Source organism: Proteus hauseri (assembly GCF_004116975.1).
GTDB lineage: Bacteria > Pseudomonadota > Gammaproteobacteria > Enterobacterales > Enterobacteriaceae > Proteus > Proteus hauseri.
Map to the genome: position 1 here is coordinate 1,854,669 of NZ_CP026364.1, position 24,399 is coordinate 1,879,067.

At 40.8% G+C, this 24,399-nt stretch carries 20 protein-coding genes and 2 tRNA genes; 18 read left to right on the forward strand and 4 right to left on the reverse strand.

The window, feature by feature from the left end:
- The first annotated feature begins 50 nt into the window (after window positions 1–50).
- From folP to PH4a_RS18175, 15 genes are all read left to right on the forward strand, one after another.
- Complete coding sequence (gene folP / locus PH4a_RS08505) at window positions 51–893, forward strand: dihydropteroate synthase (RefSeq protein ID WP_129039140.1); 843 nt, start codon at window positions 51–53, stop codon at window positions 891–893.
- On the forward strand, window positions 890–2,227 hold the full coding sequence (glmM, locus tag PH4a_RS08510) for a phosphoglucosamine mutase (RefSeq protein WP_129039142.1): 1,338 nt from the start codon (window positions 890–892) through the stop codon (window positions 2,225–2,227). The genes folP and glmM overlap by 4 nt, the downstream gene beginning before the upstream one ends.
- A gap of 166 nt (window positions 2,228–2,393) precedes the next feature.
- The gene (gene secG, locus PH4a_RS08515) at window positions 2,394–2,738 is read left to right on the forward strand and encodes a preprotein translocase subunit SecG (RefSeq protein ID WP_129039144.1); all 345 of its coding nucleotides are present in this window, start codon (window positions 2,394–2,396) and stop codon (window positions 2,736–2,738) included.
- A 63-nt stretch (window positions 2,739–2,801) separates the two neighbouring features.
- Window positions 2,802–2,891, forward strand: a tRNA-Leu gene (locus PH4a_RS08520).
- 60 nt (window positions 2,892–2,951) lie between these two features.
- Window positions 2,952–3,028 (forward strand) — tRNA-Met (locus PH4a_RS08525).
- Window positions 3,029–3,229: 201 nt separating this feature from the next.
- Window positions 3,230–3,682, forward strand: coding sequence for a ribosome maturation factor RimP (gene rimP / locus PH4a_RS08530; RefSeq protein ID WP_064718632.1), 453 nt, complete (start codon window positions 3,230–3,232; stop codon window positions 3,680–3,682).
- 20 nt (window positions 3,683–3,702) lie between these two features.
- Window positions 3,703–5,211 (forward strand): transcription termination factor NusA, encoded by a 1,509-nt coding sequence (gene nusA / locus PH4a_RS08535; RefSeq protein ID WP_064718633.1) that lies wholly within the window; start codon window positions 3,703–3,705, stop codon window positions 5,209–5,211.
- 22 nt (window positions 5,212–5,233) lie between these two features.
- Window positions 5,234–7,987 (forward strand): translation initiation factor IF-2, encoded by a 2,754-nt coding sequence (gene infB, locus PH4a_RS08540; protein WP_129039146.1) that lies wholly within the window; start codon window positions 5,234–5,236, stop codon window positions 7,985–7,987.
- Window positions 7,988–8,297: 310 nt separating this feature from the next.
- On the forward strand, window positions 8,298–8,699 hold the full coding sequence (gene rbfA, locus PH4a_RS08545) for a 30S ribosome-binding factor RbfA (RefSeq protein WP_064718635.1): 402 nt from the start codon (window positions 8,298–8,300) through the stop codon (window positions 8,697–8,699).
- Window positions 8,699–9,652, forward strand: a complete 954-nt coding sequence (gene truB / locus PH4a_RS08550; protein ID WP_129039148.1) for a tRNA pseudouridine(55) synthase TruB — start codon at window positions 8,699–8,701, stop codon at window positions 9,650–9,652. Before rbfA ends, truB begins: the two co-directional genes overlap by 1 nt.
- A gap of 125 nt (window positions 9,653–9,777) precedes the next feature.
- Complete coding sequence (rpsO, locus tag PH4a_RS08555; protein WP_064718637.1) at window positions 9,778–10,047, forward strand: 30S ribosomal protein S15; 270 nt, start codon at window positions 9,778–9,780, stop codon at window positions 10,045–10,047.
- Between the two features lie 251 nt (window positions 10,048–10,298).
- The gene (gene pnp / locus PH4a_RS08560) at window positions 10,299–12,428 is read left to right on the forward strand and encodes a polyribonucleotide nucleotidyltransferase (RefSeq protein ID WP_064718639.1); all 2,130 of its coding nucleotides are present in this window, start codon (window positions 10,299–10,301) and stop codon (window positions 12,426–12,428) included.
- 114 nt (window positions 12,429–12,542) lie between these two features.
- Window positions 12,543–13,430, forward strand: coding sequence for a lipoprotein NlpI (nlpI, locus tag PH4a_RS08565; protein WP_129039150.1), 888 nt, complete (start codon window positions 12,543–12,545; stop codon window positions 13,428–13,430).
- A gap of 172 nt (window positions 13,431–13,602) precedes the next feature.
- The gene (locus PH4a_RS08570; RefSeq protein WP_129039152.1) at window positions 13,603–15,525 is read left to right on the forward strand and encodes a DEAD/DEAH family ATP-dependent RNA helicase; all 1,923 of its coding nucleotides are present in this window, start codon (window positions 13,603–13,605) and stop codon (window positions 15,523–15,525) included.
- Window positions 15,526–15,675: 150 nt separating this feature from the next.
- A complete protein-coding gene (locus PH4a_RS18175) occupies window positions 15,676–16,185 on the forward strand; it encodes a hypothetical protein (protein ID WP_208730502.1) in 510 nt (169 codons plus the stop codon).
- Window positions 16,186–16,344: 159 nt separating this feature from the next.
- On the opposite strand, the gene btsR is transcribed toward PH4a_RS18175, so the two are convergent.
- Both btsR and PH4a_RS08585 read right to left on the reverse strand, forming a co-directional pair.
- Window positions 16,345–17,061, reverse strand: coding sequence for a two-component system response regulator BtsR (gene btsR, locus PH4a_RS08580; RefSeq protein ID WP_064718644.1), 717 nt, complete (start codon window positions 17,059–17,061; stop codon window positions 16,345–16,347).
- Between the two features lie 2 nt (window positions 17,062–17,063).
- Window positions 17,064–18,767, reverse strand: a complete 1,704-nt coding sequence (locus tag PH4a_RS08585) for a sensor histidine kinase (protein WP_129039154.1) — start codon at window positions 18,765–18,767, stop codon at window positions 17,064–17,066.
- Between the two features lie 213 nt (window positions 18,768–18,980).
- On the opposite strand from PH4a_RS08585, the gene PH4a_RS08590 reads away from it, so the two are divergent.
- The 3 genes from PH4a_RS08590 to PH4a_RS08600 are packed head-to-tail and all read left to right on the forward strand — an operon-like array spanning window position 18,981 to window position 22,270.
- Window positions 18,981–19,952 carry an HlyD family secretion protein gene (locus PH4a_RS08590; protein ID WP_129039156.1) on the forward strand — a complete coding sequence of 324 codons (972 nt, stop codon included), beginning with the start codon at window positions 18,981–18,983 and terminating at the stop codon, window positions 19,950–19,952.
- A gap of 9 nt (window positions 19,953–19,961) precedes the next feature.
- Window positions 19,962–21,107 (forward strand): ABC transporter permease, encoded by a 1,146-nt coding sequence (locus PH4a_RS08595; protein ID WP_064718647.1) that lies wholly within the window; start codon window positions 19,962–19,964, stop codon window positions 21,105–21,107.
- Window positions 21,107–22,270, forward strand: coding sequence for an ABC transporter permease (locus PH4a_RS08600; RefSeq protein ID WP_064718648.1), 1,164 nt, complete (start codon window positions 21,107–21,109; stop codon window positions 22,268–22,270). The genes PH4a_RS08595 and PH4a_RS08600 overlap by 1 nt, the downstream gene beginning before the upstream one ends.
- Window positions 22,271–22,405: 135 nt before the next feature.
- Here PH4a_RS08600 and PH4a_RS08605 read toward each other — a convergent pair whose 3' ends face one another.
- Together PH4a_RS08605 and ubiU are read right to left on the reverse strand one after the other, a co-directional pair.
- Window positions 22,406–23,284, reverse strand: coding sequence for a U32 family peptidase (locus PH4a_RS08605; protein WP_129039158.1), 879 nt, complete (start codon window positions 23,282–23,284; stop codon window positions 22,406–22,408).
- Window positions 23,285–23,297: 13 nt separating this feature from the next.
- Window positions 23,298–24,293 (reverse strand): ubiquinone anaerobic biosynthesis protein UbiU, encoded by a 996-nt coding sequence (gene ubiU, locus PH4a_RS08610; protein ID WP_129039161.1) that lies wholly within the window; start codon window positions 24,291–24,293, stop codon window positions 23,298–23,300.
- Window positions 24,294–24,399: the final 106 nt, after the last annotated feature.

The window sequence follows — 24,399 nt, forward strand, 5'->3', positions numbered from 1 at the left end:
AAAATACAAACCCCAGGCTTCTGGGGTTTTTTTATAAAGGTATCAACATAATGAAATTAATTGCCAATGATAGAGAGCTTTGTTTATCAACACCTCAAGTGATGGGTATTTTAAATGTAACCCCAGACTCTTTTTCTGATGGGGGTACTCATAACTCACTTAATGATGCACTCAATCATGCGGCAAAAATGATTGCACAAGGCGCGACGATTATTGATATTGGTGGCGAATCAACAAGACCTGGCGCAAGTGATGTAAGCATTGAAGAAGAGCTACATCGAGTGGTTCCTGTTGTTGAAGCAATAAGACAACGTTTCGATGTTTGGATTTCTGTTGATACTTCAAAAGCGCAAGTTATTACCGAATCAGCAAAAGTGGGTGCAGCTATCATTAATGATATTCGCTCATTGCAAGAACCTGGAGCATTGGAAGCTGCCGCTAAAACGGGATTACCCGTTTGCATCATGCATATGCAAGGTGACCCTAAAACAATGCAACAAGCGCCACATTATAAGAATGTGGTGATGGATGTTAGTCGTTTTCTTGAGGAAAATATCCAACGTTGTATTGATGCTGGGATTGAAAAAAATCAAATTATTCTTGATCCAGGATTCGGCTTTGGTAAAAATTTAGCGCATAATTATCAGTTATTAGCACACTTAAGTGAATTTCATCACTTTGGTTTACCCATACTCGCCGGAATGTCACGCAAATCTATGGTTGGACAACTATTAAATGTTCCACCACAAGAGCGTGTTGCTGGTAGTGTTGCTTGCGCTGTTATTGCGGCAATGCAAGGCGCACAGATTATTCGTGTACACGATGTTAAAGAGACCGTTGATGCGATGAAAGTCGTGCAAGCGACTCTTTCTGCAAAGGAAAATAATGAATGAGCGAACGTAAATACTTTGGAACAGATGGTATCCGTGGAAAAGTAGGAGATAGCCCAATTACTCCTGATTTTGTTTTAAAATTAGGCTGGGCTGCGGGTAAAGTATTAGCTCGTCATGGTTCTCGTAAAATCATTATCGGTAAAGATACACGTATTTCGGGTTATATGTTGGAATCTGCATTAGAAGCAGGTCTGGCCGCAGCGGGATTATCTGCATCATTTACAGGGCCAATGCCAACACCTGCTGTAGCTTATCTTACACGGACTTTCCGTGCTGAAGCGGGTATCGTGATTTCAGCTTCTCATAATCCTTATTATGATAATGGGATTAAATTCTTCTCTATCGATGGTACAAAACTCCCTGACGAAGTAGAAGAAGCCATTGAAGCTGAAATGGAAAAACCAATTACTTGTGTAGAGTCTGCTGAATTAGGTAGAGCCAATCGTATTGTTGATGCGGCGGGGCGTTATATTGAATTCTGTAAAGGAACGTTTCCAAGTGAAAATAACCTTAATGGGTTAAAAGTTGTTGTTGATTGTGCTCATGGTGCTACATACCACATCGCGCCGAATGTTTTTCGTGAGCTAGGTGCTGAAGTCATTACTATTGGATGCGATCCAACAGGTATTAATATTAATGATGAATGTGGTGCAACAGATGTTCGTATGCTACAAAAAAGAGTAGTGGAAGAAGGTGCTGATGTTGGCTTAGCTTTCGACGGTGATGGTGACCGAATTATTATGGTAGACCATCGAGGATTGAAGGTGGATGGCGACCAAATTCTCTATATTATTGCAAGAGAAGCGTTACGTCAGGGGCAATTGCGCGGTGGCGCAGTGGGCACACTGATGAGTAATATGGGATTAGAGATAGCACTAAAACAATTGGGTATCCCTTTTGTTCGAGCTAAAGTAGGTGACCGCTATGTTCTTGAAAAACTGCAAGAAAAAGGTTGGCGTTTAGGTGCTGAAAACTCAGGCCATATTATTTTACTTGATAAAACAACAACAGGTGATGGTATTGTTGCTGGGTTACAAGTGCTTAGTGCAATGGTACGTAATCATATGAGCCTGCATGATTTATGCAGCGGCATGAAGTTATTACCTCAAATATTGGTTAATGTTCGCTTTACGGGTAGTCATGATCCACTACAAACACCTGAAGTTCAAAGTATCGCTAAGGCAGTTGAAGAAGAGCTTGCAGGTAAAGGTCGTGTTCTATTACGTAAATCGGGCACTGAACCATTAATTCGTGTGATGGTTGAAGGCGAAAATGAAGAGCAAGTCACAGCAATGGCAAACCGTATTGCTGATGCAGTAAAACACGTTGGTTAATTGCTGTTTTTTTCTTCAATCAATCACTTTATAGAAAAATAACCTTGCTTGTCAGTTCAGCTTTGGTTAGTATTCACACCCGCTTAGTAAGGTCGTTTAGCTAGAGCGGGTGAAGCAATCGAAGGTTATCGCCGAGGCGATAAGTTCCATAGAATAGGTAACGCAAATGTATACAGCACTCATTGTTATTCTTATCATTGCAGCAACAGGGCTGGTTGGCCTGATCCTGTTACAGCAGGGTAAAGGTGCTGATATGGGCGCTTCTTTTGGTGCAGGTGCTTCCGGTACAGTATTTGGTTCAAGCGGCTCAGCTAATTTCATGACCCGTATGACCGCTGTTTTAGCAACAGTGTTTATTGTACTTTGCCTAATTTTAGGTAATTTAAGTGCCAATAAAACTGTACGTGAAGACAGTAAGTGGATGTCTATCGAGCAGACTGCAGAAGAAGCAAAGAAAGCTGAACAATCAGCCCAGCCTGTAGCGCCAGCAAAAACAGATATTCCGCAGTAATCTAAGTAAAGTTTAAAGTGAGATTGTTAGGTTTTGAGTTATAAATAACAGTCTCATTCAAGTGCCGAGGTGGTGAAATTGGTATACACGCTACCTTGAGGTGGTAGTGCCTACAAAACGGGCGTACGGGTTCAAGTCCCGTTCTCGGCACCATTATTCCAGATAACTTGCGTTTTGCTTGTTATCAGCGTAAAATTTGCCACGTTTTTCGAACGCGGGGTGGAGCAGTTTGGTAGCTCGTCGGGCTCATAACCCGAAGGTCGTCGGTTCAAATCCGGCCCCCGCAACCACTTCTAACAATACAGCACTTTTCTCATTAATCATCTTGTAAATCGATTATGATCCTGAGTGGAATGTGCCGTAAGAAGAGGTTATTCTCGAATGGCAATTTACAGGGTCCAGTTGCATAAAGCCCCGAATTTCGGGGTTTTTTGTTATCAGAGAATAGAATACTGGGCTATAGGCCCTTTTTTTATGCCTTGGGGGTGGGTTTGTCCACATTAGAGCAAAAATTAACAGCGATGGTTTCAGCACCAGTAGAAGCATTAGGCTTCGAATTTGTTGGTCTTGAGTTTATTCGTGGCCGAGAATCAACATTGCGTATCTATATTGATAGTGAAGATGGTATCACTGTTGATGATTGTGCTGATGTCAGCCACCAGGTCAGTGCTGTGTTGGATGTCGAAGATCCGATCCAAACCGTTTATAACCTTGAGATTTCATCTCCTGGTTTAGAAAGACCTTTATTCACTACAACGCATTATGAGCAATTTATCGGTGAAGAAGTCGCCGTTGTATTACGAATTGCAATGCAAAACCGCCGCAAATGGCAGGGCATTATTAAATCTGTCGCCGGCGAAATGATCACGGTTACTGTGGATGGTAAAGACGAAGTGTTCGCACTGAGCAACATCCAGAAAGCTAACCTGGTACCCCACTTTTAAGTTTTGAAGAGGCAACTAGGATGAACAAAGAGATTCTGGCTGTTGTGGAAGCGGTCTCTAACGAAAAATCTCTTCCTCGTGAAAAGATTTTTGAAGCACTGGAAACCGCACTGGCGACAGCAACTAAGAAAAAATATGAACAAGAGATTGATGTGCGTGTGTGCATTGATCGTAAAACGGGGGATTTTGATACATTCCGCCGTTGGCTTGTGGTTGAGGAAGTGACTCAGCCTACCCGCGAAATTACATTTGAAGCTGCACAATATGAAGAACCTGAAATTGAATTAGGTGGCTTCATTGAAGATCAAATTGAATCTGTTACTTTCGACCGAATCACAACACAAACGGCTAAACAAGTTATCGTACAAAAAGTACGTGAAGCTGAACGAGCAATGGTTGTTGATCAATTCCGCGAACACTTAGGCGAAATTATCACAGGTGTTGTGAAGAAAGTGAACCGTGATAACATTACCCTAGATTTAGGAAACAACGCGGAAGCCGTTATTCTACGTGAAGATATGCTTCCACGTGAAAACTTCCGTCCTGGTGACCGTCTACGTGGTGTGTTATACGATGTACGTACTGAAACACGTGGCGCACAGCTTTTCGTTACTCGTTCTCGCCCTGAAATGCTGGTTGAATTATTCCGCATTGAAGTGCCAGAAATTGGCGAAGAAATCATTGAGATTAAAGCAGCCGCTCGTGATCCAGGATCTCGTGCCAAAATCGCAGTAAAAACCAACGATAAACGTATCGACCCAGTCGGTGCATGTGTTGGTATGCGTGGTGCGCGTGTACAAGCTGTTTCCAGTGAACTGGGCGGCGAACGAATTGACATTGTTCTGTGGGATGATAATCCTGCACAATTCGTTATTAACGCAATGGCTCCGGCAGATGTTGCTTCTATTGTTGTCGATGAAGACAAATGCACAATGGATGTGGCAGTTGAAAGTAGTAATTTAGCTCAAGCGATAGGCCGTAACGGTCAAAACGTTCGTCTTGCTGCTCAATTACTGAAAAAACATCGCGGTGATGACAAGTGGGAATTAAACGTCATGACTGCTGATGACCTGAATGCTAAGCATCAGGCGGAAGCAAACGCAGCCATTGAAATATTTACTAAGCATCTCGACATTGATGAAGACTTCGCAACCGTCTTGGTTGAAGAAGGTTTCTCTACCCTTGAAGAGTTAGTTTATGTGCCAATTGACGAATTGTTAGCAATAGATGGTTTAGATGAAGAAACTATCGAAGCTCTACGTGAAAGAGCCAAAGCTGCATTAACGACAATTGAATTAGCTCAAAAAGAAAGCCTAGGCGATAACCAGCCAGCTGAGGACTTATTAGCCCTTGAAGGCTTGGAGCGCTCTTTAGCATTTGATCTAGCTGCCCGTGGTATCTGCACACTGGAAGATCTTGCCGAACAGGGTATCGACGACCTAACTGATATTGAAGGTTTAAATAGTGAGCGCGCAGGCGAACTCATTATGGCCGCACGTAATATCTGCTGGTTTGGGAATGATGCATAATAACTGAGCAGGAAGGAACAGAATGACAGATGAAACAGTAAAATCACTGGCAGAAGAAATTCAGACACCGGTTGAACGTTTGGTACAGCAGTTTGCTGATGCCGGTATTAAGAAGACCGTCTCTGATTCTGTCTCCCAAAAAGAGAAAGAGACCTTGCTGGCTTGGTTGAACCGTGATACAGACGTATCAACTGGCCAGCCAAGTAAATTGACACTGCAACGTAAAGTTCGTAGTACGTTAAGTGTTCCTGGTACAGGTGGCAAAAGTAAATCAGTAGCCATCGAAGTCCGCAAAAAACGCACTTATGTGAACCGTGATGTAATTGAAAAATCACAAGCGGAAGAGCAGGCGCTGCGTGAAGCGGAAGAAAAGGCGCATCGCGAAGTAGAAGAGAAAGCACAGCGCGAAGCACAAGAAAAAGCACAGCGCGCAGCTGAAGAAAAAGCAAAACGTGAAGCACAAGAGGCCAAGAAACAGGCCGAAGAAAAAGCGAAACGTGAAGCTGAAGAAGCAAAACGTGAAGCAGCGGAATTAGCTAAGCGCGAAGCAGCGGAAAAAAATAAAGTGAAACAAAACGATAAACCAAAAGCTGATGTAGCAGATCAGGATAAAGCACGTCGCAATGCTGAACTGGCTGAACTGAAACGTAAAACAGAAGAAGCACAGCGCCTTAAAGTTGAAGAAGAGACGCGCGCTGCAGCAGAAAAAGCACGCCGCTTAGCTGAAGAAAACGCTGAAAAATGGACTGCTGAACCTAAAGCTCCTGAAACAGAAAGCGCGGACTATCATGTAACTACATCTCGTTATGCTCGTGATGCAGAAGATGAAAGCGATGCAGAAGTAGAAGGTGATCGCCGTCGCGGTCGTACTGCTAAAGCACCTCGTGCTAAGAAAAATAACCGCCACTCTGAAAAAGCTGATCGTGAAGAAGCACGTGCAGCGGGTCGTTCTAACAAGAAAGGCAAACGTAAGAGCAGCACTTTACAGCAAGGCTTTAACAAACCTGCTGTTGCAGTCAACCGTGATGTTATCATCGGTGAAACCATTTCGGTTGCTGAACTAGCAAACAAAATGGCTGTAAAAGGTTCTGAAGTTATTAAAACCATGATGAAAATGGGCGCAATGGCAACCATTAATCAGGTTTTAGACCAAGAAACGGCACAGCTAGTTGCTGAAGAAATGGGTCATAAAGTTATTTTACGTCGTGAAAACGAGTTAGAAGAACAAGTTATGAATGACCGTGATACTGGTGAAGAAAGCGAGGTTTCTCGTGCGCCAGTTGTTACTATCATGGGTCACGTTGACCACGGTAAAACATCATTACTTGACTATATTCGTTCAACGAAAGTTGCATCAGGCGAAGCGGGTGGTATTACTCAGCACATTGGTGCTTACCACGTTAAGACTGATAAAGGCGAAATTACGTTCCTTGATACCCCAGGTCACGCCGCGTTTACTTCAATGCGTGCTCGTGGTGCTCAGGTAACAGATATCGTTGTTCTCGTTGTTGCTGCGGATGATGGCGTAATGCCTCAAACTATCGAAGCAATTCAGCATGCTAAAGCGGCTAACGTACCTGTTGTTGTGGCTGTGAATAAAATCGATAAACACGAAGCAGACCCAGATCGCGTTAAAACTGAGCTATCTCAATATGGCATTTTGTCAGAAGATTGGGGTGGTGAGACTCAGTTTATGCATGTATCTGCAAAACAAGGCCTTGGTATCGATGAATTACTGGATGCAATCTTATTGCAAGCGGAAGTTCTTGAACTGAAAGCAGTGAAAGAAGGCATGGCAAGTGGTGTTGTTATTGAATCTTACCTTGATAAAGGTCGTGGTCCAGTTGCAACTATTCTTGTGCGTGAAGGTACACTGAATAAAGGTGATATCGTTCTGTGTGGCTTTGAATACGGTCGTATTCGCGCAATGCGTAACGAGCTAGGCCAAGAAGTTCAGTCTGCAGGCCCTTCAATGCCAGTTGAGATCTTAGGTCTGTCTAATGTTCCTTCTGCTGGTGATGAAGCGACAGTTGTTCGTGACGAGAAGAAAGCGCGTGAAGTTGCACTGTATCGTCAAGGCAAATTCCGTGAAGTGAAACTTGCTCGTCAACAGAAATCTAAACTGGAAAACATGTTTGCTAACATGGAAGAAGGTAAAGTTTCTGAACTGAACATCGTACTGAAAACTGACGTTCAAGGTACTTGTGAAGCAATTACTGATGCATTAGTTAAACTGTCTACCGATGAAGTGAAACTGAGAATCATTGGTTCTGGTGTCGGTGGTATCACTGAAACAGATGCAACTTTAGCTGCAGCTTCTGAAGCAATTATTCTTGGCTTTAACGTGCGTGCAGATGCATCAGCGCGTCGTATCATTGAACAAGAAAGTGTTGATTTACGTTACTACTCCGTTATCTATAGCCTGATTGATGAAATCAAACTGGCCATGAGCGGTATGTTAGCACCGGAATACAAACAAGAAATCATGGGTCTTGCAGAAGTCCGTGATGTGTTTAAATCACCTAAATTCGGCGCAGTTGCAGGCTGTATGGTGGTTGAAGGTAACATCAAACGTAACAACCCAATCCGTGTTCTACGTGATAACGTGGTTATCTACGAAGGCGAGCTTGAGTCATTACGTCGCTTTAAAGATGACGTTAACGAAGTTCGTAATGGTATGGAATGTGGTATCGGTGTGAAAAACTACAACGATGTCCGTGTTGGCGACATGATTGAAGTGTTCCAAGTTATCGAAATCAAACGTTCTATTGCTTAATTTAGTACGTCTTGCTTTAAAAGGGAGCTTAATAGCTCCCTTCTTATTCCCTTCTTTGCTCTGTTTATCCTCGCTTATTTTTCTCCTTTATTTTTCAATATAACCGAAATAGATTGGCTTTCAGTAATTTATGAAAGCAAGAGAACAGGGTAAAATAGCAACGAAGAAAAATGTTTATTTCTAAAGTGTATATGAGCAGAAAGCAGTCGTAAGACGCCACATCATGTATACTCTTTAGAAGTTATCTATTTTTGAATCAGAATCAATAGTGGCAATCAGAGAAAATGCTGCATTGCCAGGGAGAGATAAAATGGCAAGAGATTTTAGCCGTGCTCAACGTGTTTCTCAGGAAATGCAAAAAGAAATCGCAATCATCTTACAGCGTGAAGTCAAAGATCCTCGTATTGGAATGGCTACTGTATCAGGTGTTGAAATTTCACGTGATTTGGCTTACGCCAAAGTTTTCGTGACTTTCTTTAATCTATCTGGTGGTGAAGAAAGCGAAGAAGAAATGGTTGCTAATGGCTTAAAAGCATTAAATGAAGCTGCGGGTTTTATTCGTTCATTACTGGGTAAAGCGATGCGCTTACGTGTTGTGCCTGAGCTGACATTTTCTTATGACAACTCATTAGTTGAAGGTATGCGTATGTCTAACCTTGTAACTAATGTGGTTAAGGATGATGAAAAACGTCGTCATAAAGAGGAAGAGTAATGGCGCGTCGTCGTAAGGGGCGTGAGATTAACGGTGTCTTGTTACTCGATAAACCCCAAGATATTTCCTCTAACGATGCGCTCCAAAAAGTCCGCCGTATGTTCAATGCAAGTAAAGCAGGACATACGGGGGCACTGGATCCTTTAGCAACAGGAATGCTACCTATTTGCTTAGGTGAAGCAACTAAATTTTCTCAGTTTTTGTTGGATTCAGATAAGCGTTACCGTGTTATTGCGCGTTTAGGGCAACGAACGGATACTTCTGATGCACATGGCGAAATTATCCAAGAACGTCCAATTGAGTTCACACAACAAGCATTGGATATTGCATTAGATAGCTTTCGGGGCGAAACGTTACAAGTGCCTTCAATGTACTCTGCATTAAAACATCAAGGTAAACCCTTGTATGAGTATGCAAGACAAGGCATTGAAATTGAACGTGAAGCGCGACCTATTACTGTTTATGAACTACAATTTATACGTTGGGAAAATGACGAGTTAGAGCTTGAAATTCACTGCTCTAAAGGAACTTATATTCGTACGATAATCGATGATCTTGGTGAGAAATTACAGTGTGGAGCACATGTTATTTTTTTACGTCGATTAGAAGTTGCTGATTATCCTAAAGAACGTATGGTAACACTTGAGCAATTGAGAGAATTGATTGAAGAAGCACAATCAATGGAAGACGAGCCGTTCTCTCGACTTGATGCGTTATTATTACCAATGGATACCGCTGTTGCTCATTTCCCAGTTGTTAACTTATCCACGGTTATTGCGGGATACTTAAAATTAGGTCAACCTGTTAGAGTTAACCATGATATTGCTGAAGGTGAATTACTTAGAGTCACTGAAGGTGATGAAGAAAAATTTATTGGTTTAGCTATTATCAGAGATGGACTGGTTGCACCTAAAAGAGTGGTTGTTGAATACAACACAACTGATAACACTTAATAGCAATTCTTGCGCAAACTGTGTTTGCAGCGTAGAATAATGCGGCTATCTGTTTAGGTGGCTGAGTTGGGTAGCTGAATTAGAGATTGGCTATCTAAATATTTTATATCATTTTGGAGTTTATTATGTCTCTAAGTACTGAAGCGAAAGCAAAAATCGTTGCTGAATTCGGTCGTGGTCTTAACGATACCGGCTCTAGCGAAGTTCAGATTGCACTGCTGACAGCAGAAATCAACCACCTGCAAGGTCACTTTTCAGAGCATAAAAAAGATCACCACAGCCGTCGTGGTCTGCTGCGTAAAGTTTCTAGCCGTCGTAATCTGCTGGACTACCTGAAACGTAAAGATGTTGCTCGTTATTCTGCACTGATCGAACGTTTAGGTCTGCGCCGCTAATTAAGCGAGTTTCAGTGGAAAGGGGCCTGTTGGCCCCTTTTCTACTAGAACGTGCTATTTTTAATACTAGTCGTTATGTTTTAATGTGGTGATTGTTATTTAGATTCTCTAGTTACGACAATTCGCGCGGCTAATGAAAATATTTTAATACAATGTGGAAAATATTTTCATTAGTCGCGAGGGGACGTAGCGGAGAAAAAATCATTCATCGTCGCTAAACATGTGGCGACAATAAGATAAAGGATATTATTTTGCTGAATCCTACAGTTCGTAAATTTCAATACGGTCAACATACCGTAACGCTTGAAACGGGCATGATGGCTCGTCAAGCAACGGCAGCTGTAATGGTAGACATGGACGGCACCGCTGTTTTTGTTACTGTTGTTGCCAAGAAAAAAGTTAAAGCGGGTCAAGATTTCTTCCCATTAACGGTTAACTATCAAGAGCGTTCATACGCTGCTGGCCGTATCCCAGGTAGCTTCTTCCGTCGTGAAGGTCGTCCTGGTGAAGGCGAAACGTTAATTGCACGTTTAATTGACCGTCCTTTACGCCCATTATTTCCAGAAGGCTTCTTAAACGAAGTTCAAATCGTTGCTACTGTTGTTTCTGTTAACCCACAAGTTAACCCAGATATCGTTGCAATGATTGGTGCTTCTGCGGTTTTAGCACTGTCAGGTGTGCCATTTAATGGCCCTATTGGTGGTGCACGTGTTGGCTTTATCGATGGCCAATATGTTCTGAACCCAACTGTTGATGAGCTGAAAGTCAGTAAATTAGACTTAGTGGTTGCAGGTACTGCGGGTGCGGTACTAATGGTAGAATCAGAAGCTGATTTATTATCAGAAGAAGAAATGTTAGGTGCGGTAGTATTTGGTCATGATCAACAACAAGTTGTGATTGAAAATATTAATGCATTAGTTGCAGAAGTGGGTAAAGAGAAATGGGACTGGGCACCAGAAACCGTTAATCAACCTTTACATGACCGTATTGCACAAATTGCTCAAGCACGTATTGGTGATGCTTACCGTATTACTGAAAAACAAGAACGTTATGAGCAAATCGATGCTATCCGCGATGAAGTAGTAACGACTTTATTAGCTGAAGACGAAACATTAGACGAAGGCGAAATCAATGATATTTTCTCTAGCTTAGAGAAAAACATTGTTCGCGCTCGTGTATTAGCTGGCGAGCCACGTATTGATGGTCGCGAAAAAGACATGGTACGTGCGTTAGATATTCGCACTGGTTTATTACCACGTACTCATGGTTCAGCACTATTTACTCGTGGTGAAACTCAGGCGCTGGTTACTGCTACATTAGGTACAACGCGTGATGCTCAAAATATCGATGATATTATGGGTGAACACACAGATTCATTCTTACTGCACTATAATTTCCCTCCATACTCAGTTGGTGAAACAGGTATGATGGGTTCACCAAAACGTCGTGAAATCGGTCATGGCCGTTTAGCGAAACGTGGTGTATTAGCAGTAATGCCAACACTTGAAGAATTCCCATATACCGTTCGTGTGGTTTCAGAAATCACAGAATCAAATGGTTCATCTTCAATGGCTTCTGTTTGTGGTGCTTCTTTAGCACTGATGGACGCAGGTGTACCAATTAAAGAATCTGTTGCAGGTATTGCGATGGGTCTTGTTAAAGAAGGCGAAAACTTCGTTGTTCTTTCAGATATTCTTGGTGATGAAGACCATTTAGGCGATATGGACTTTAAAGTTGCGGGTAGCCGTAACGGTGTCAGCGCATTACAAATGGATATCAAAATCGAAGGTATCACTCGCGAAATTATGCAAGTTGCGCTAAACCAAGCGAAAAGCGCTCGCCTACATATTTTAGGTGTTATGGAAGAAGCCATTAGCCAACCTCGTGCTGATATTTCTGAGTTTGCACCACGCATTCATACCATCAAGATCAGTCCAGACAAGATCAAAGACGTTATCGGTAAAGGTGGTTCTGTTATTCGTGCGTTAACCGAAGAAACAGGTACAACTATCGAAATCGAAGATGACGGTACTGTGAAAATTGCTGCAACTAGCGGTGACCAAGCGAAACTGGCAATTGCTCGTATCGAAGAAATCACTGCGGAAGTAGAAGTAAATCGTATCTATAATGGTAAAGTAACCCGTATTGTTGACTTCGGTGCATTCGTTGCTATCGGTGGCGGCAAAGAAGGTTTGGTTCATATTTCTCAAATCGCAGATAAGCGTGTTGAGAAAGTCAGTGATTATTTAACAATGGGACAAGAAGTTCCTGTTAAAGTACTGGAAATTGACCGTCAAGGCCGCATTCGCTTGAGCATGAAAGAAGCACAAGCAAATCAGCAGGAAGCAACAGAAACTTCATCTGAAGAATCTGCTAATTAATGATATTCTACTACCGGTATCTAGACATAGGTATCGGTAGGGATTTATTATTACTGACAAATAGGACGTCATTGAATGCTTTTTGTTGAAAGAGTCTGACTTTGGGAGTTGGAAATGAAAACATTTCTGCGCGGTTGTTCTATTGCTGCTTTCGTCTTTATTTCAGGATGCAGCACTAGCCCAGAATGGCGTCAGAATGCAGTTTTTGCTACTCCACTACAGCCTTCTTTACAACAAGAAGTGATATTGGCTCGTATAGAACAGATCCTTGCGAGCCGCTCATTAACCGAAGATGAATACGCACAGCTTTTATATGAGCGTGGTGTGCTGTATGATAGTCTCGGTTTAAGAGCACTAGCGCGTAATGATTTTTCAATGGCGCTATCAATGAGACCCGATATGCTAGAAATATTTAATTTTCTAGGTATCTATTTTACGCAAGCAGCAAATTATGATGCTGCATACGAAGCGTTTGATTCTGTTTTAGAGCTTGATCCAACTTACAATAATGCGCGTTTTAATCGTGGTATCGCTTTATACTACGGTGGCCGATTGAAATTGGCGCAGGATGATCTGCAGGCGTTTTATCAGGTCGATCCAAATGACCCCATTCGCTCGCTTTGGTTATATCTTGTTGAAAAAGAGATAAACACTGATTCAGCTAAACAACAGCTGAAACAGCGATACCAGCAGGCGAATAAAACGGGGCAATGGGGATGGAATATAGTTGAATTTTACTTAGGTGATATCAATGAAAAAACATTGATGGCAAAACTAGGTGAAGTTTCAACCGATAACACTTCGCTCGCTGAGCATCTCAGTGAAACTAACTTCTATTTAGGTAAGTATTACCTAAGTCTGGGGGACATGGATAGCGCACAAGCGTTATTCAAGCTGACGGTTGCCAACAACGCACATAACTTTGTTGAGCACCGCTATGCATTGTTGGAATTAGCGCTGTTAGGCCAACAAGAAGACCTAGCGGAATCGGACCAGCAATAGCTGACGAACATTTCTCTGATCAGTTTGAAAGCCATCATCTATGAAGGATGAGGGCTTGTTTGTTCGTTTAATAATATAATTTGAGCCAGTTCACATTTTAGATGATAAAGACCGACAAACCATGCGGTATGTTATGTCAACTGGCTGCCATAATGAATGAGGCACAGTGACAATGACTACTGAAACCGATATGACTTTTGCTGATCTAGGTTTATCAGCACCTATTTTGACTGCACTGAATGACTTAGGCTATGAAAAGCCTTCTCCAATTCAGCAACAATGTATTCCTTCTCTTTTAAACGGCAATGACGTTTTAGGTATGGCACAGACCGGTAGTGGTAAAACCGCTGCATTTAGCCTGCCACTATTACACAATCTTGATGAATCATTAAAAGCACCACAAATTTTAGTATTAGCACCAACCCGTGAACTTGCAGTACAGGTTGCTGAAGCTATTGAAGATTTCGCTAAACATTTACCAAAAGTGAATGTTGTTGCACTTTATGGTGGTCAACGTTATGACGTGCAATTACGTGCATTACGCCAAGGGCCACAAGTTGTTGTTGGTACTCCAGGACGTCTGTTAGACCACTTAAATCGTGGCACTTTAGATTTATCCAAACTGAAAGGTTTAGTACTGGATGAAGCTGATGAAATGTTACGCATGGGCTTTATCGAAGATGTTGAAAATATCTTAAGTAAAATCCCAGCAGAACACCAAACAGCACTGTTCTCTGCAACAATGCCAGAAGCAATTCGTCGTATTACACGCCGTTTTATGAATGATCCTAAAGAAGTTCGCATTCAAAGCAGCGTAACAACTCGTCCAGATATCAGCCAAAGCTATTGGATGACATTTGGCGCACGTAAAAATGAAGCGCTAATTCGTTTCCTTGAAGCGGAAGATTTTGATGCAGCAATTATTTTCGTTCGTACTAAAAACGCAACATTAGAAGTTGCTGAAGCGTTAGAGCGTAACGGTTATAACAGTGCGGCATTAAATGGCGACATGAACCAATCATTACGTGAACAAACATTAGAGCGTTTGAAAAATGGTCGTTTAGATATCTTGATCGCAACAGATGTTGCTGCTCGTGGTCTTGACGTTGACCGTATTAGCCTTGTTGTGAACTATGATATCCCTATGGATTCAGAATCTTATGTTCACCGTATTGGTCGTACTGGTCGTGCGGGTCGTGCGGGTCGTGCAATTTTATTTGTTGATAACCGTGAACGCCGTTTACTGCGTAATATCGAACGCACAATGAAGATGACAATCCCTGAAGTTGAACTGCCAAATGCAGAGCTCATCAGCCAACGCCGTCAAGAAAAATTTGCACAACAAATTACTCAACAATTAGAAACAAGCAATCTGGATCAGTACCGTGCTCTGTTACCAAAATTAGCGCCAGCGGGTGAAGAAGCGTTAGATATGGAAACATTAGCCGCTGTATTACTGAAAATGGCACAAGGTGAGCGCGCGCTTATTCTTCCACCAGATCCAGTTCGTCGCCCACGCCGCGAATTTAATGATCGTGATGATCGTCGTGGTGATGATCGTCGTCGTGGTGATAACGACCGTGAGCGTTCACCTCGTCGCGAACGTCGCGAAGCAGGTGAAATGGATTTATACCGCATTGAAGTAGGTCGCGATGACGGTGTTGAAGTTCGTCATATCGTTGGTGCAATTGCTAACGAAGGTGATATCAGCAGCCGTTATATTGGTAATATCAAATTATTTGGTTCTCACTCAACTATCGAGTTACCAAAAGGTATGCCAACAGACTTATTAAGTCACTTTACTCGCACGCGTATCATGAACAAACCACTGAATATGCAATTAGTGGGTGATGCACAACCTTACCGCGAACGTCGTGGTGGTGGCAGCAGCAATAGCGGCAGCCGTCGTGAAGGTCAGCCACAAGGTGGTCGTCGTTTTAGCAGTAATGCTGAACAACCACAACGTCGTGGTAATGCTGATCGTGCTAACAGCAGTGAACGCAGCAGTAGTGAACGTGGTGGTGAGCGTGGAAACTTCCGTAGCCGTAGCAACGAAGGTACTCCTCGTCGTCGTAGCAGCTCTCATAACCAATAAGAGAGAAGGCTATTAATTCAGTTTTAATCTGAATTAGTGATGAAAATAAAAACCAGTCTGTGAAAATGGACTGGTTTTTTTATGCCTATTTGGATGATACAAAAGGAGTATAACGAACTGTATTTATCAATATGAGGAATAAGGAAATCAATGCCATGGAATCAAACCAATCAATTAGAATTACGTTGTATTGAGTTAGATACTGAAACTCAAAATTATTATTTTAATTTTTATATTGATGGAAAAGCATTAGATGAATGGCTTGGTTTTAATAAACAAACTGATTGGCGTTTTTTAAATTTTGATTTTGATATTTTTGTTGTAGATAAAACTCTGTTTCCTGATTATGACCATCGCCAAATTATTGGCAATAAAATAGACCAATATCTAGGCATAAAACCGATCTTTACCCAATTAGAAGATAACCGATTGGTACTTTATCGTTGCCATTGTGGTTGTGATTATTGTTCTGTTATTTCCTGTGATTTAGAAATTAATGATGAATATGTGAAATGGTGTAATATTGCTTATGATGATGGTTTAGATAGCGAAGATGAATTAGAGCTTGATAAGCATGGTATTAGAACGATTAAACAACTTATTTTTACTCGACAGCAATATCAACAAGTCTTTAATGAGTATTTAGAAAAATATTTATAATTATTTAAATACCCATTTACTTCATTATTAAGCTTTATTAATTAACTCAAATTAATGCTCACACGCTCAAGCGCAGCCTGAATGGCTTTAATAGCTATACCTTAAATAAATCGGTTCCATCCTATTTTTATATCCTTTTATTTTTTCATTACTATTTAATTAACTTAAACCTATCGCTTCTTTTAACGGTTTTAAATAACGTCGGCTGACAGGAATTTTACTATTATTATGCAATATTAATTCGGCTTGGCCGCTATCGCCAAAAATAATTTCGTTCACGTAGTCCATATTTACCAAATATTGACGATGGCAACGTACAAGCTGTGTACGCATTTCTAATGTACGTAATGTCAGCTCGGTAAAGCCTTCTTGCCCTTGACTATTGGTAACATAAACACCACTAAGTCTTGATGTCGCAAATACTGCGTCATCTATTGGCATTAGCCAAATACGGCTATGTCCGGTACAAGGAATACATTTTAAACGCTCTTCTGGTGGCGTTAATAAATCGATATTTTGTTTATTTCCTTGGCGTAGACGGTTCAGTGTCTTACTTAAACGTTCTTGCTCTAGTGGCTTAAGTAAATAATCAAATGCATGTTCTTCAAATGCCTGAATAGCGTATTCTTCAAAAGCAGTCAAAAAAACGATATAAGGTCGATGCTCAGGATCAAGCATTGTTACCATTTCAAGCCCTGTAATACGAGGCATTTGAATATCAACAAAGACGACATCGGGTTTTTTACGATGTATTTCGCCAATAGCTTCAATGGCGTTGCTGCATTCCCCTACGATATGAATATCTTTTTCTACTTCAAGTAAGCAACGTAAATTTTCACGAGCTAATGGCTCATCATCAACAATTAATATATTCATTATTATGCTGTGTTATCCATACTTTTCTCTAAAGGTAAGCAGATTTTGACCTTAGTAAATTCGTCAGGTTGATAATCAACAACAACGCCATAAAGGTCGCCATAGCGCAGCTTTAATCTTTTATCCACCAGCCTCATACCTAGTCCTAACTCATGAGAAGGACACTGAGGGCGATAAAGACCCGCATTATCACAAATTTCGATAATGATTAAATGACACTCTTGATAAGCATGGATTGTAACCTTTCCCGTTTCTAATAACTGTGATGTTCCATGTTTTATTGCATTTTCAACCATAGGCTGAAGTGAAAATGCTGGAAGCCGTGCATTTTGCAGGTTTTCTGGAATATGGATGTCTATTTGTAATCTTTCTTGAAAACGAGCTTTTTCAATTTGCAAATAAGCATTTACGTGATCGATTTCATCACTGAGTGTGACTATGGCTTCAGGGCGCTTTAAGTTTTTACGAAAGAATGTAGATAAAAATTGGACTAATTGTTTTGCTTGTTCACCATCACGCCTAATAACAGCTTGTAATGTATTTAATGCATTAAAAAGAAAATGTGGATTAACTTGTGCGTGTAATAATTTAATTTCAGATTCTAATAGCGATTGTTTATTACGTTCATATTGTCCAGCAAGAATTTGTGCAGATAATAAACTTGCTATACCTTCACCTAATGTTCTATTAATTGAGCTAAATAAACGATTTTTCGCCTCATAAAGCTTAATTGTGCCTATAACTTGATTATTTTCGCCTCTTAGTGGGATAACTAAGGTTGAGCCTAATTTACAATTAGAAGAAATCGTACAGCGATAAGGCGTTTCATTACCATCAGCATAAACAACTTCATTATTATTAATGGCTTGTTTAGACTGTTTTGATGAAATAGGTGTACCAGGTAAGTGATGATCGGCGCCTACACCAATAAATGCGAGTAACTTTTCTCTGTCAGTAATAGCAACGGCACTCACTCTAAGCTCTTGATAAATAACTTTTGCTACCCGGGTACTATTATCTTGGTTAAATCCTTTACGTAAAATACCCTCAGTACATACAGCTATTTTTAAAGCTTGAGTAGAAAAGGCACTAGTATATTTTTCGAAAATAGCCCGCCTATCTTGCAATATCCGGATAAACATCGCTGCGCCGATAGTGTTTGCTACAATCATAGGTGCCGCAATATCTTTAACTAGGGCAAGAGCTTCATTGAAAGGGCGAGCGAGTAATAAAATAATACTCATTTGTACCACTTCAGCGACAAAGGTGACAGATGCCGCTGTCCAAGGGTTAAAAATGCGATGCATTTGCCCTTGTTTAACGTAATGGCGATGAACTAAACCACCAATGAGGCCTTCTGCAACGGTGGAAACCATACAGCTAAATGCGGTCATACCACCAAGAGAATAGCGATGTAATCCACCTGTAAAACCGACAAGGACGCCAACATAAGGGCCACCCAATAGGCCTCCTAATACAGAACCTATGGCTCGAGTATTGGCAATGGAATCATTAATATGAAGCCCAAAATAGGTGCCCATAATGCAGAAAATAGAGAAGATGACATAACACATTAACTTATGAGGAAGTTTTATTGTAACCTGTAAAAGTGGCGTAAAAAGAGGTGTTTTGCTTAAAAACCAAGCAATTATTAGATAAACGCACATTTGCTGTAATAACAGCAAAACAAGGTTAAATTCATACATTAGTGTGGTGCACCATTCTTTTTTTATTTAATAAAACGCGATAGTTAATTGCGTGATAAATTTTGATATAAGAATAACTTAATCGAACTATCAAATAAAATATTCCTCTACATCAGTGATCTAGCGCACAAAATTCTTAAAAGGATTTGATGTTTTTGTGTAATATAACTTGTCAGTGAGTGTTCTGCTTCACTATTAAGGTTTAATCGTTATATGAAAAAAAGTGCAATTTATCTGATTTTACTAATGCTGATATTAATCGCATTAGCCATACTTTTCCGCGCGCATAATCAATATTTATTGCTGCAAGGAGAAGTTGACGCACCTGAAGTTATTGTTGCGTCTAAAGCAAAAGGTCGCGTTATTGAGCGTCATATTGAGCGTGGTGATGATGTAAAAGCTGGGCAATTAATGATTACATTAGAAAGCCCTGAACTTAATGCACAAGTTGCTGCGCTTGAAGCGGCTAAAGCACAGGCTCAAGCTCAATTAGATTTATCACTCCACGGTACAAGAGAAGAGAGCATTCGTAATTTAACCGCTGTTTTATCTCAAGCCAGCGTTGAGGCTGCTAATGCAGCAAGAGACTTTCAACGTATTAGTGCTGTTGCCAATAAAGGTTATGTTTCTGCTACAGAGTTAGATAATGCTCGACGCAGTAGAGATGTAGCGAATCAGCGAGTTCGCGCTGCACAAGCTGATCTTGATGAAGCTAAAAATGGTGATCGTATTGAGTTACGTAATAAATATACGGCAGCATTAGATCAAGCAGAACAACAATTGATTGAATTGAAGATCCAGCAAGAAGATCTACAAGTTAAAGCACCAGTTGATGGTGAAGTTGGCCCAATTCCTGCTGAGATTGGTGAACTTTTCAATGCAAATAGCCCATTAGCAACGCTGATTCGTATTCCTGAAGCTTATTTTGTTTATAACCTAAGAGAAGATATCTTGGCTGATATCCGCAAAGGTGATCGCATTACAGTGGTGGTTCCTGCATTAGGTGATAAAGAAATTGAGGCGCAAGTACGATATATCGCTCCAATGGGTGATTACGCTACGAAAAGAGCAACGCGTGCAACGGGTGATTTTGACCTTAAAACTTTTGAAGTTCGACTTTATCCTACAACACAAATTGAAGGGCTGCGTCCGGGTATGAGCGCATTATGGCGCTGGGATAAATAAGGACGAATAATGAGAGTAAAGGCAGCTTGGCGAGGATTTAATAGCGCGTTTTCGCGAGAAACTCATATGGCAGTTCGTAGCCCCGTTTTCCACTGGCTTAGTTGGCTGTTTCCATTGATGTTGTTTACGTTAATAAGCGCTAACTTTTCTGAAGGCACATTGCTGAATTTACCAGTATCTGTAATTAATAACGATAATAGTCCGTTATCAAGAACACTTATTCGTAACTTAAATGCAGGCTCTCATGCGCAATTAAATACCTTGGATGGGAATCCACGCACAGCAATGGAAAGATTAGGTAGTGCGCAAGATTACGCTATTCTTACTATTCCTCGCCATTTTCAAAATTGGGTACTTGCTGGAAAACAGCCCACAGTACGTATGTATTATAATGGCTTATATTATGCCGCAGGCAGTTACGCCATACAGGATTTCAGTGGGTTAATAGCCGAATTAAATGCACAATATCGCACGGTATTAGCACAAGAAATGCATAAACCTGTGCCGCCTTTAGCCAAAGTGACTCTCTCTTATGACAGCCTCTTTAATGCAAGTGGTAGTTATATCTATTATCAACAATTTGCTGCAACGATTCATATGCTTCAGCTATTTGTCGTGACATGTACTATCTATTCTCTGTCACGAGGCAATATGCTACTCAATATTAAACCATTCACTTTTGCTTTAATTGGTAAATTATCTCCTTATACGTTGTTTTTTCTCACTCTATTAATTGTTGAGTTAGCGGCGTTGGTACACTTTTCAGGTGCAAAAGTTAACGGTAATCCGTTGTATATGGTGTTAGTGGGGTTCTTTTATATTATAGCTGCACAGAGTGTGGGGTTACTGCTCTTTGCATTTACCAGCAGCGCCATTGCTGCTTACAGTATGATAGGTATGCTCGTGAGTATTGCTTTGGCGTTTTCAGGTATGGCCGTACCTGAACTTTCTATGATTTTACCGGCGCGGATCATTTCTAATTTAGAGCCTTTAACACACGCATTAAATGCGATGTTTGATATTTTCTTAAGAGAGGTATCGCTACAAGGTATTATCTATGTGTGCTTGTTATTGCTGATTTATCCTGTGGCTATTGCACTCCTGATCCGTAAACGTATTTTTAAACGATTGAAATTACAGGTAGGTGTTGCATGATGCAGATGTATTTTCAAACGTTTAAACGTGTCTTATTGTCAATGCTAGAAAAGCCAATGTGGATGTTGTTGATTGTATCCCTTTGTGTGATGAGTCTAGTTTATGCAAAACCAGTGTTGTGGGAGCTTCCGGTTGCGGTAATTAATCAAGATCATAGTCCTGCTAGTTATTCACTGATTCGTTCATTAAATGCTACACCCAAACTGAGTGTGAAAAATTACGATAATCTCGAGGAAGCTCGTCACGATATGATTATGCGTGAGCTATTTGCCATTATTATTGTCCCCACCAATTTTGAAAAAAAATTACTCAATGGCAAAGATGTCACTGTTCCTGTATTTGGTGATGCCACTAACCGTTTAGCCAGTGGACAAATTCAACAAGAGCTAATGCTTGCCTATCAACAGTTATTAGATTCTTACAATAATCGTATTTTACAGAACGCAGGTTTCAGTGCTGAGCAATCGAAGATATTATTAAAGCCGATTCAAAGTGAAACAATCACGATGTACAACCCTGGTGTGAGCTTTGCGGCAATTGTTTTTCCGGGCTTATTAGTGATGTTATTACAACACTCATTATTAATTGCTTGTGTCCGAGTGAGTATTGCTGTGAGAAGTACACCAAAAGGTAAACCGCCTTTAGCTGTTTATCTTGGTGCATTATCTGCACTTATTCCTATTTGGTTATTTTTATCTACCGTATTTTTTGCATTATGGCCTTGGATATTGGGCTATCGCCAGGAAGCTCCGCTTTATCAAATATGGATGTTAACTTTCCCATTTTTATTAGCAGTATTGGGATTAGGTAAATTAATCACAGAATGCTTACGTAGTGTGGAAATGATTTATTTAACGCTAGCATTTGTTACCACGCCTGTGTTCTATATTTCAGGCACTATTTGGCCTTTGCAAGCAATGCCTGATTGGGTATTCGCTGTTTCATCTGCACTTCCTTCTACATGGGCTGTAAACGCGATGGCGGGGATTAATCAAATGGGTATGTCATTCCAAGGTATATTGGGTGATATCGTGATGATGTTGATTTTAGGCTTAGTTTACACCGCGCTGGGCGTATTTGTAGGAATGCTACGCAATGGTGAGTTAAGACATATCACTCATCAGTTTCGTCATTGGATGTATCATCGCGGTGGAACCAAGTAGGTAATACATTATAATCTTATCAGTTAAAGCGTATTTAACCCCAAAATTTGATTTAATTAAAATCCCACAATCAAAATTACCTTGGGAAGAATAAGACCACTCTATGATGAAATAAAATAGAGTGGTTTAGATTGTCTACTTAACCAACTCCAATCCAGCCAATTTACGCCAATAACCATTACAATCATGGTGTTGAATTGTTGTAATAGGTTGCTGACCTTGTTCATTTTGGCGAAATTTCTGCAAGGTAGCAAAAATAGCTTCTGATTCAGGTGAAAGACGAACAATATCGACTAATCCTGCCATTGAGGTTTGTTCGTTACCTAAGTTATAGCAATAGCCACTTTGTGTTTGTATGCCATTGAGTATAAAAACTTGCTGATTTTCTTGAGAAAATACTTCGCGGCCTTGTGGATATTTTAAACAGCAGGTTTCACAATCATCTTTTGATCTGTCTTCTGAACGAGCGGTAAAACAACGCGCTGAATAAGCTAAAGGTAAATGCCCATAAGCGAATATTTCAACTTCAAATTTGTCTCTAATACCCAATGTTTCACACTGTGCTAAAAGATTATTTAACCAATCACGAGAAAGCTCGACAGGCATACACCAACGAATCATTCCTTGTTTGTGCAATAACCGCAGCGCATAGGCGTTATAACAATTAAGCCCATGACCTGCTACAAAAGGTAGATGGCGCTCAGCGAGCATATTGATGACCCCAAAATCGTGAGCCTCTATTAAGAATTCGCCATTATCAACAAGCTTTGTTATCTCTTTAAGTTCTGAAGGCGCTTGTAAAAGTGCTAATGTAGAAATAACGACTTGTTTACCACTTTTAGCAACTTCTTTAGCAATATTTAGCCAATCTTGTGGTTTTGTTTCACGACGTTTACTGCATACGGTTTCGCCTAAATAGATAATATCCGCATTTGATGCTTTGGCTTTTTCATAGAAGGTTTCAAGCGTCGCCTTTTGCCAATAATAAAGTACAGAACCAAGAGCATATTTCATTTTCAAATCCTTATTACTGCCATTTTCGGTGATAAGCACCCAAGGTTGTTTGTGTTCCTTCTGATAAATTTCCTAACGCATTCATCCAACGTGGATTGGTATTGAAGCCTTGAGGAACTTTTTTACACTGATCAATGGCTGCACGCCAAACTCTTGCTACTTCAGTAACATAAGCGGGGCTACGTTGACGGCCTTCAATTTTCACTGAGGCAATATTCATTGCCATAAGCTCAGGCAGTAGAGATAGTGTATTTAAGCTGGTGGGTTCTTCTAATGCGTGATAGCACTGGTCATCAACAAGGTATCGACCTTTACATAATGTTGGGTAACCCGCATTTTCATCAGGTAAATAACGATCTATGAGTACATTATTCAGACGCGATTCCATGCCTTGTGGTGTTTGTTGCCAACGAACAAAACGAGCTGGCGAGCAAGCGCCAACCGTATTTGGGGATTCGCCAGTTAAATAAGACGAAAGATAACATCGTCCTTCAGCCATAATGCATAAGCTACCAAAAGCAAATACTTCTAAAGGTACAGGGCTACTCTGTGCTAATTGTTTGACTTGATGAATAGAAAGTACACGAGGAAGTACGACACGAGCCACATCAAAATGGCGCTGATAAAACTCAATAGCTTGAGTATTGGTTGCTGAGGCTTGTACTGAAACATGTCGCTCTATATGGGGATAGCGCTCCGCGGCATATTCTAGCATCGCAATATCAGCCAAAATCAATGCATCGGCTCCTAGAGATGCCGCCATATCCACGGCTCTTTGCCAGCGTTCAAAGCCATCAGGGTGAGCAAAAGTATTAATAGCAATGTGTAATTTTCGCTGGTGGCGATGAACGTAATTAACCGCCTCTTGTAGCTTCTTTTCCGTGAAATTAAGTCCGGCGAAGTGTCTGGCATTGGTATCATCTTTTAAGCCGATATAAACAGCGTCAGCGCCATTATCAATAGCCGCTTTCAGTGCAGGTAAGTTACCTGCGGGGCACAACAATTCCATCTTCACTTCCCTTTAGAGATTAAAAATGATCAGAAATTGTAATTAGCAAGATAAAAAAAGGTTTTGATTTAGGGCAGAGAACAGTGCGTTTAACTTAAGTAAAATA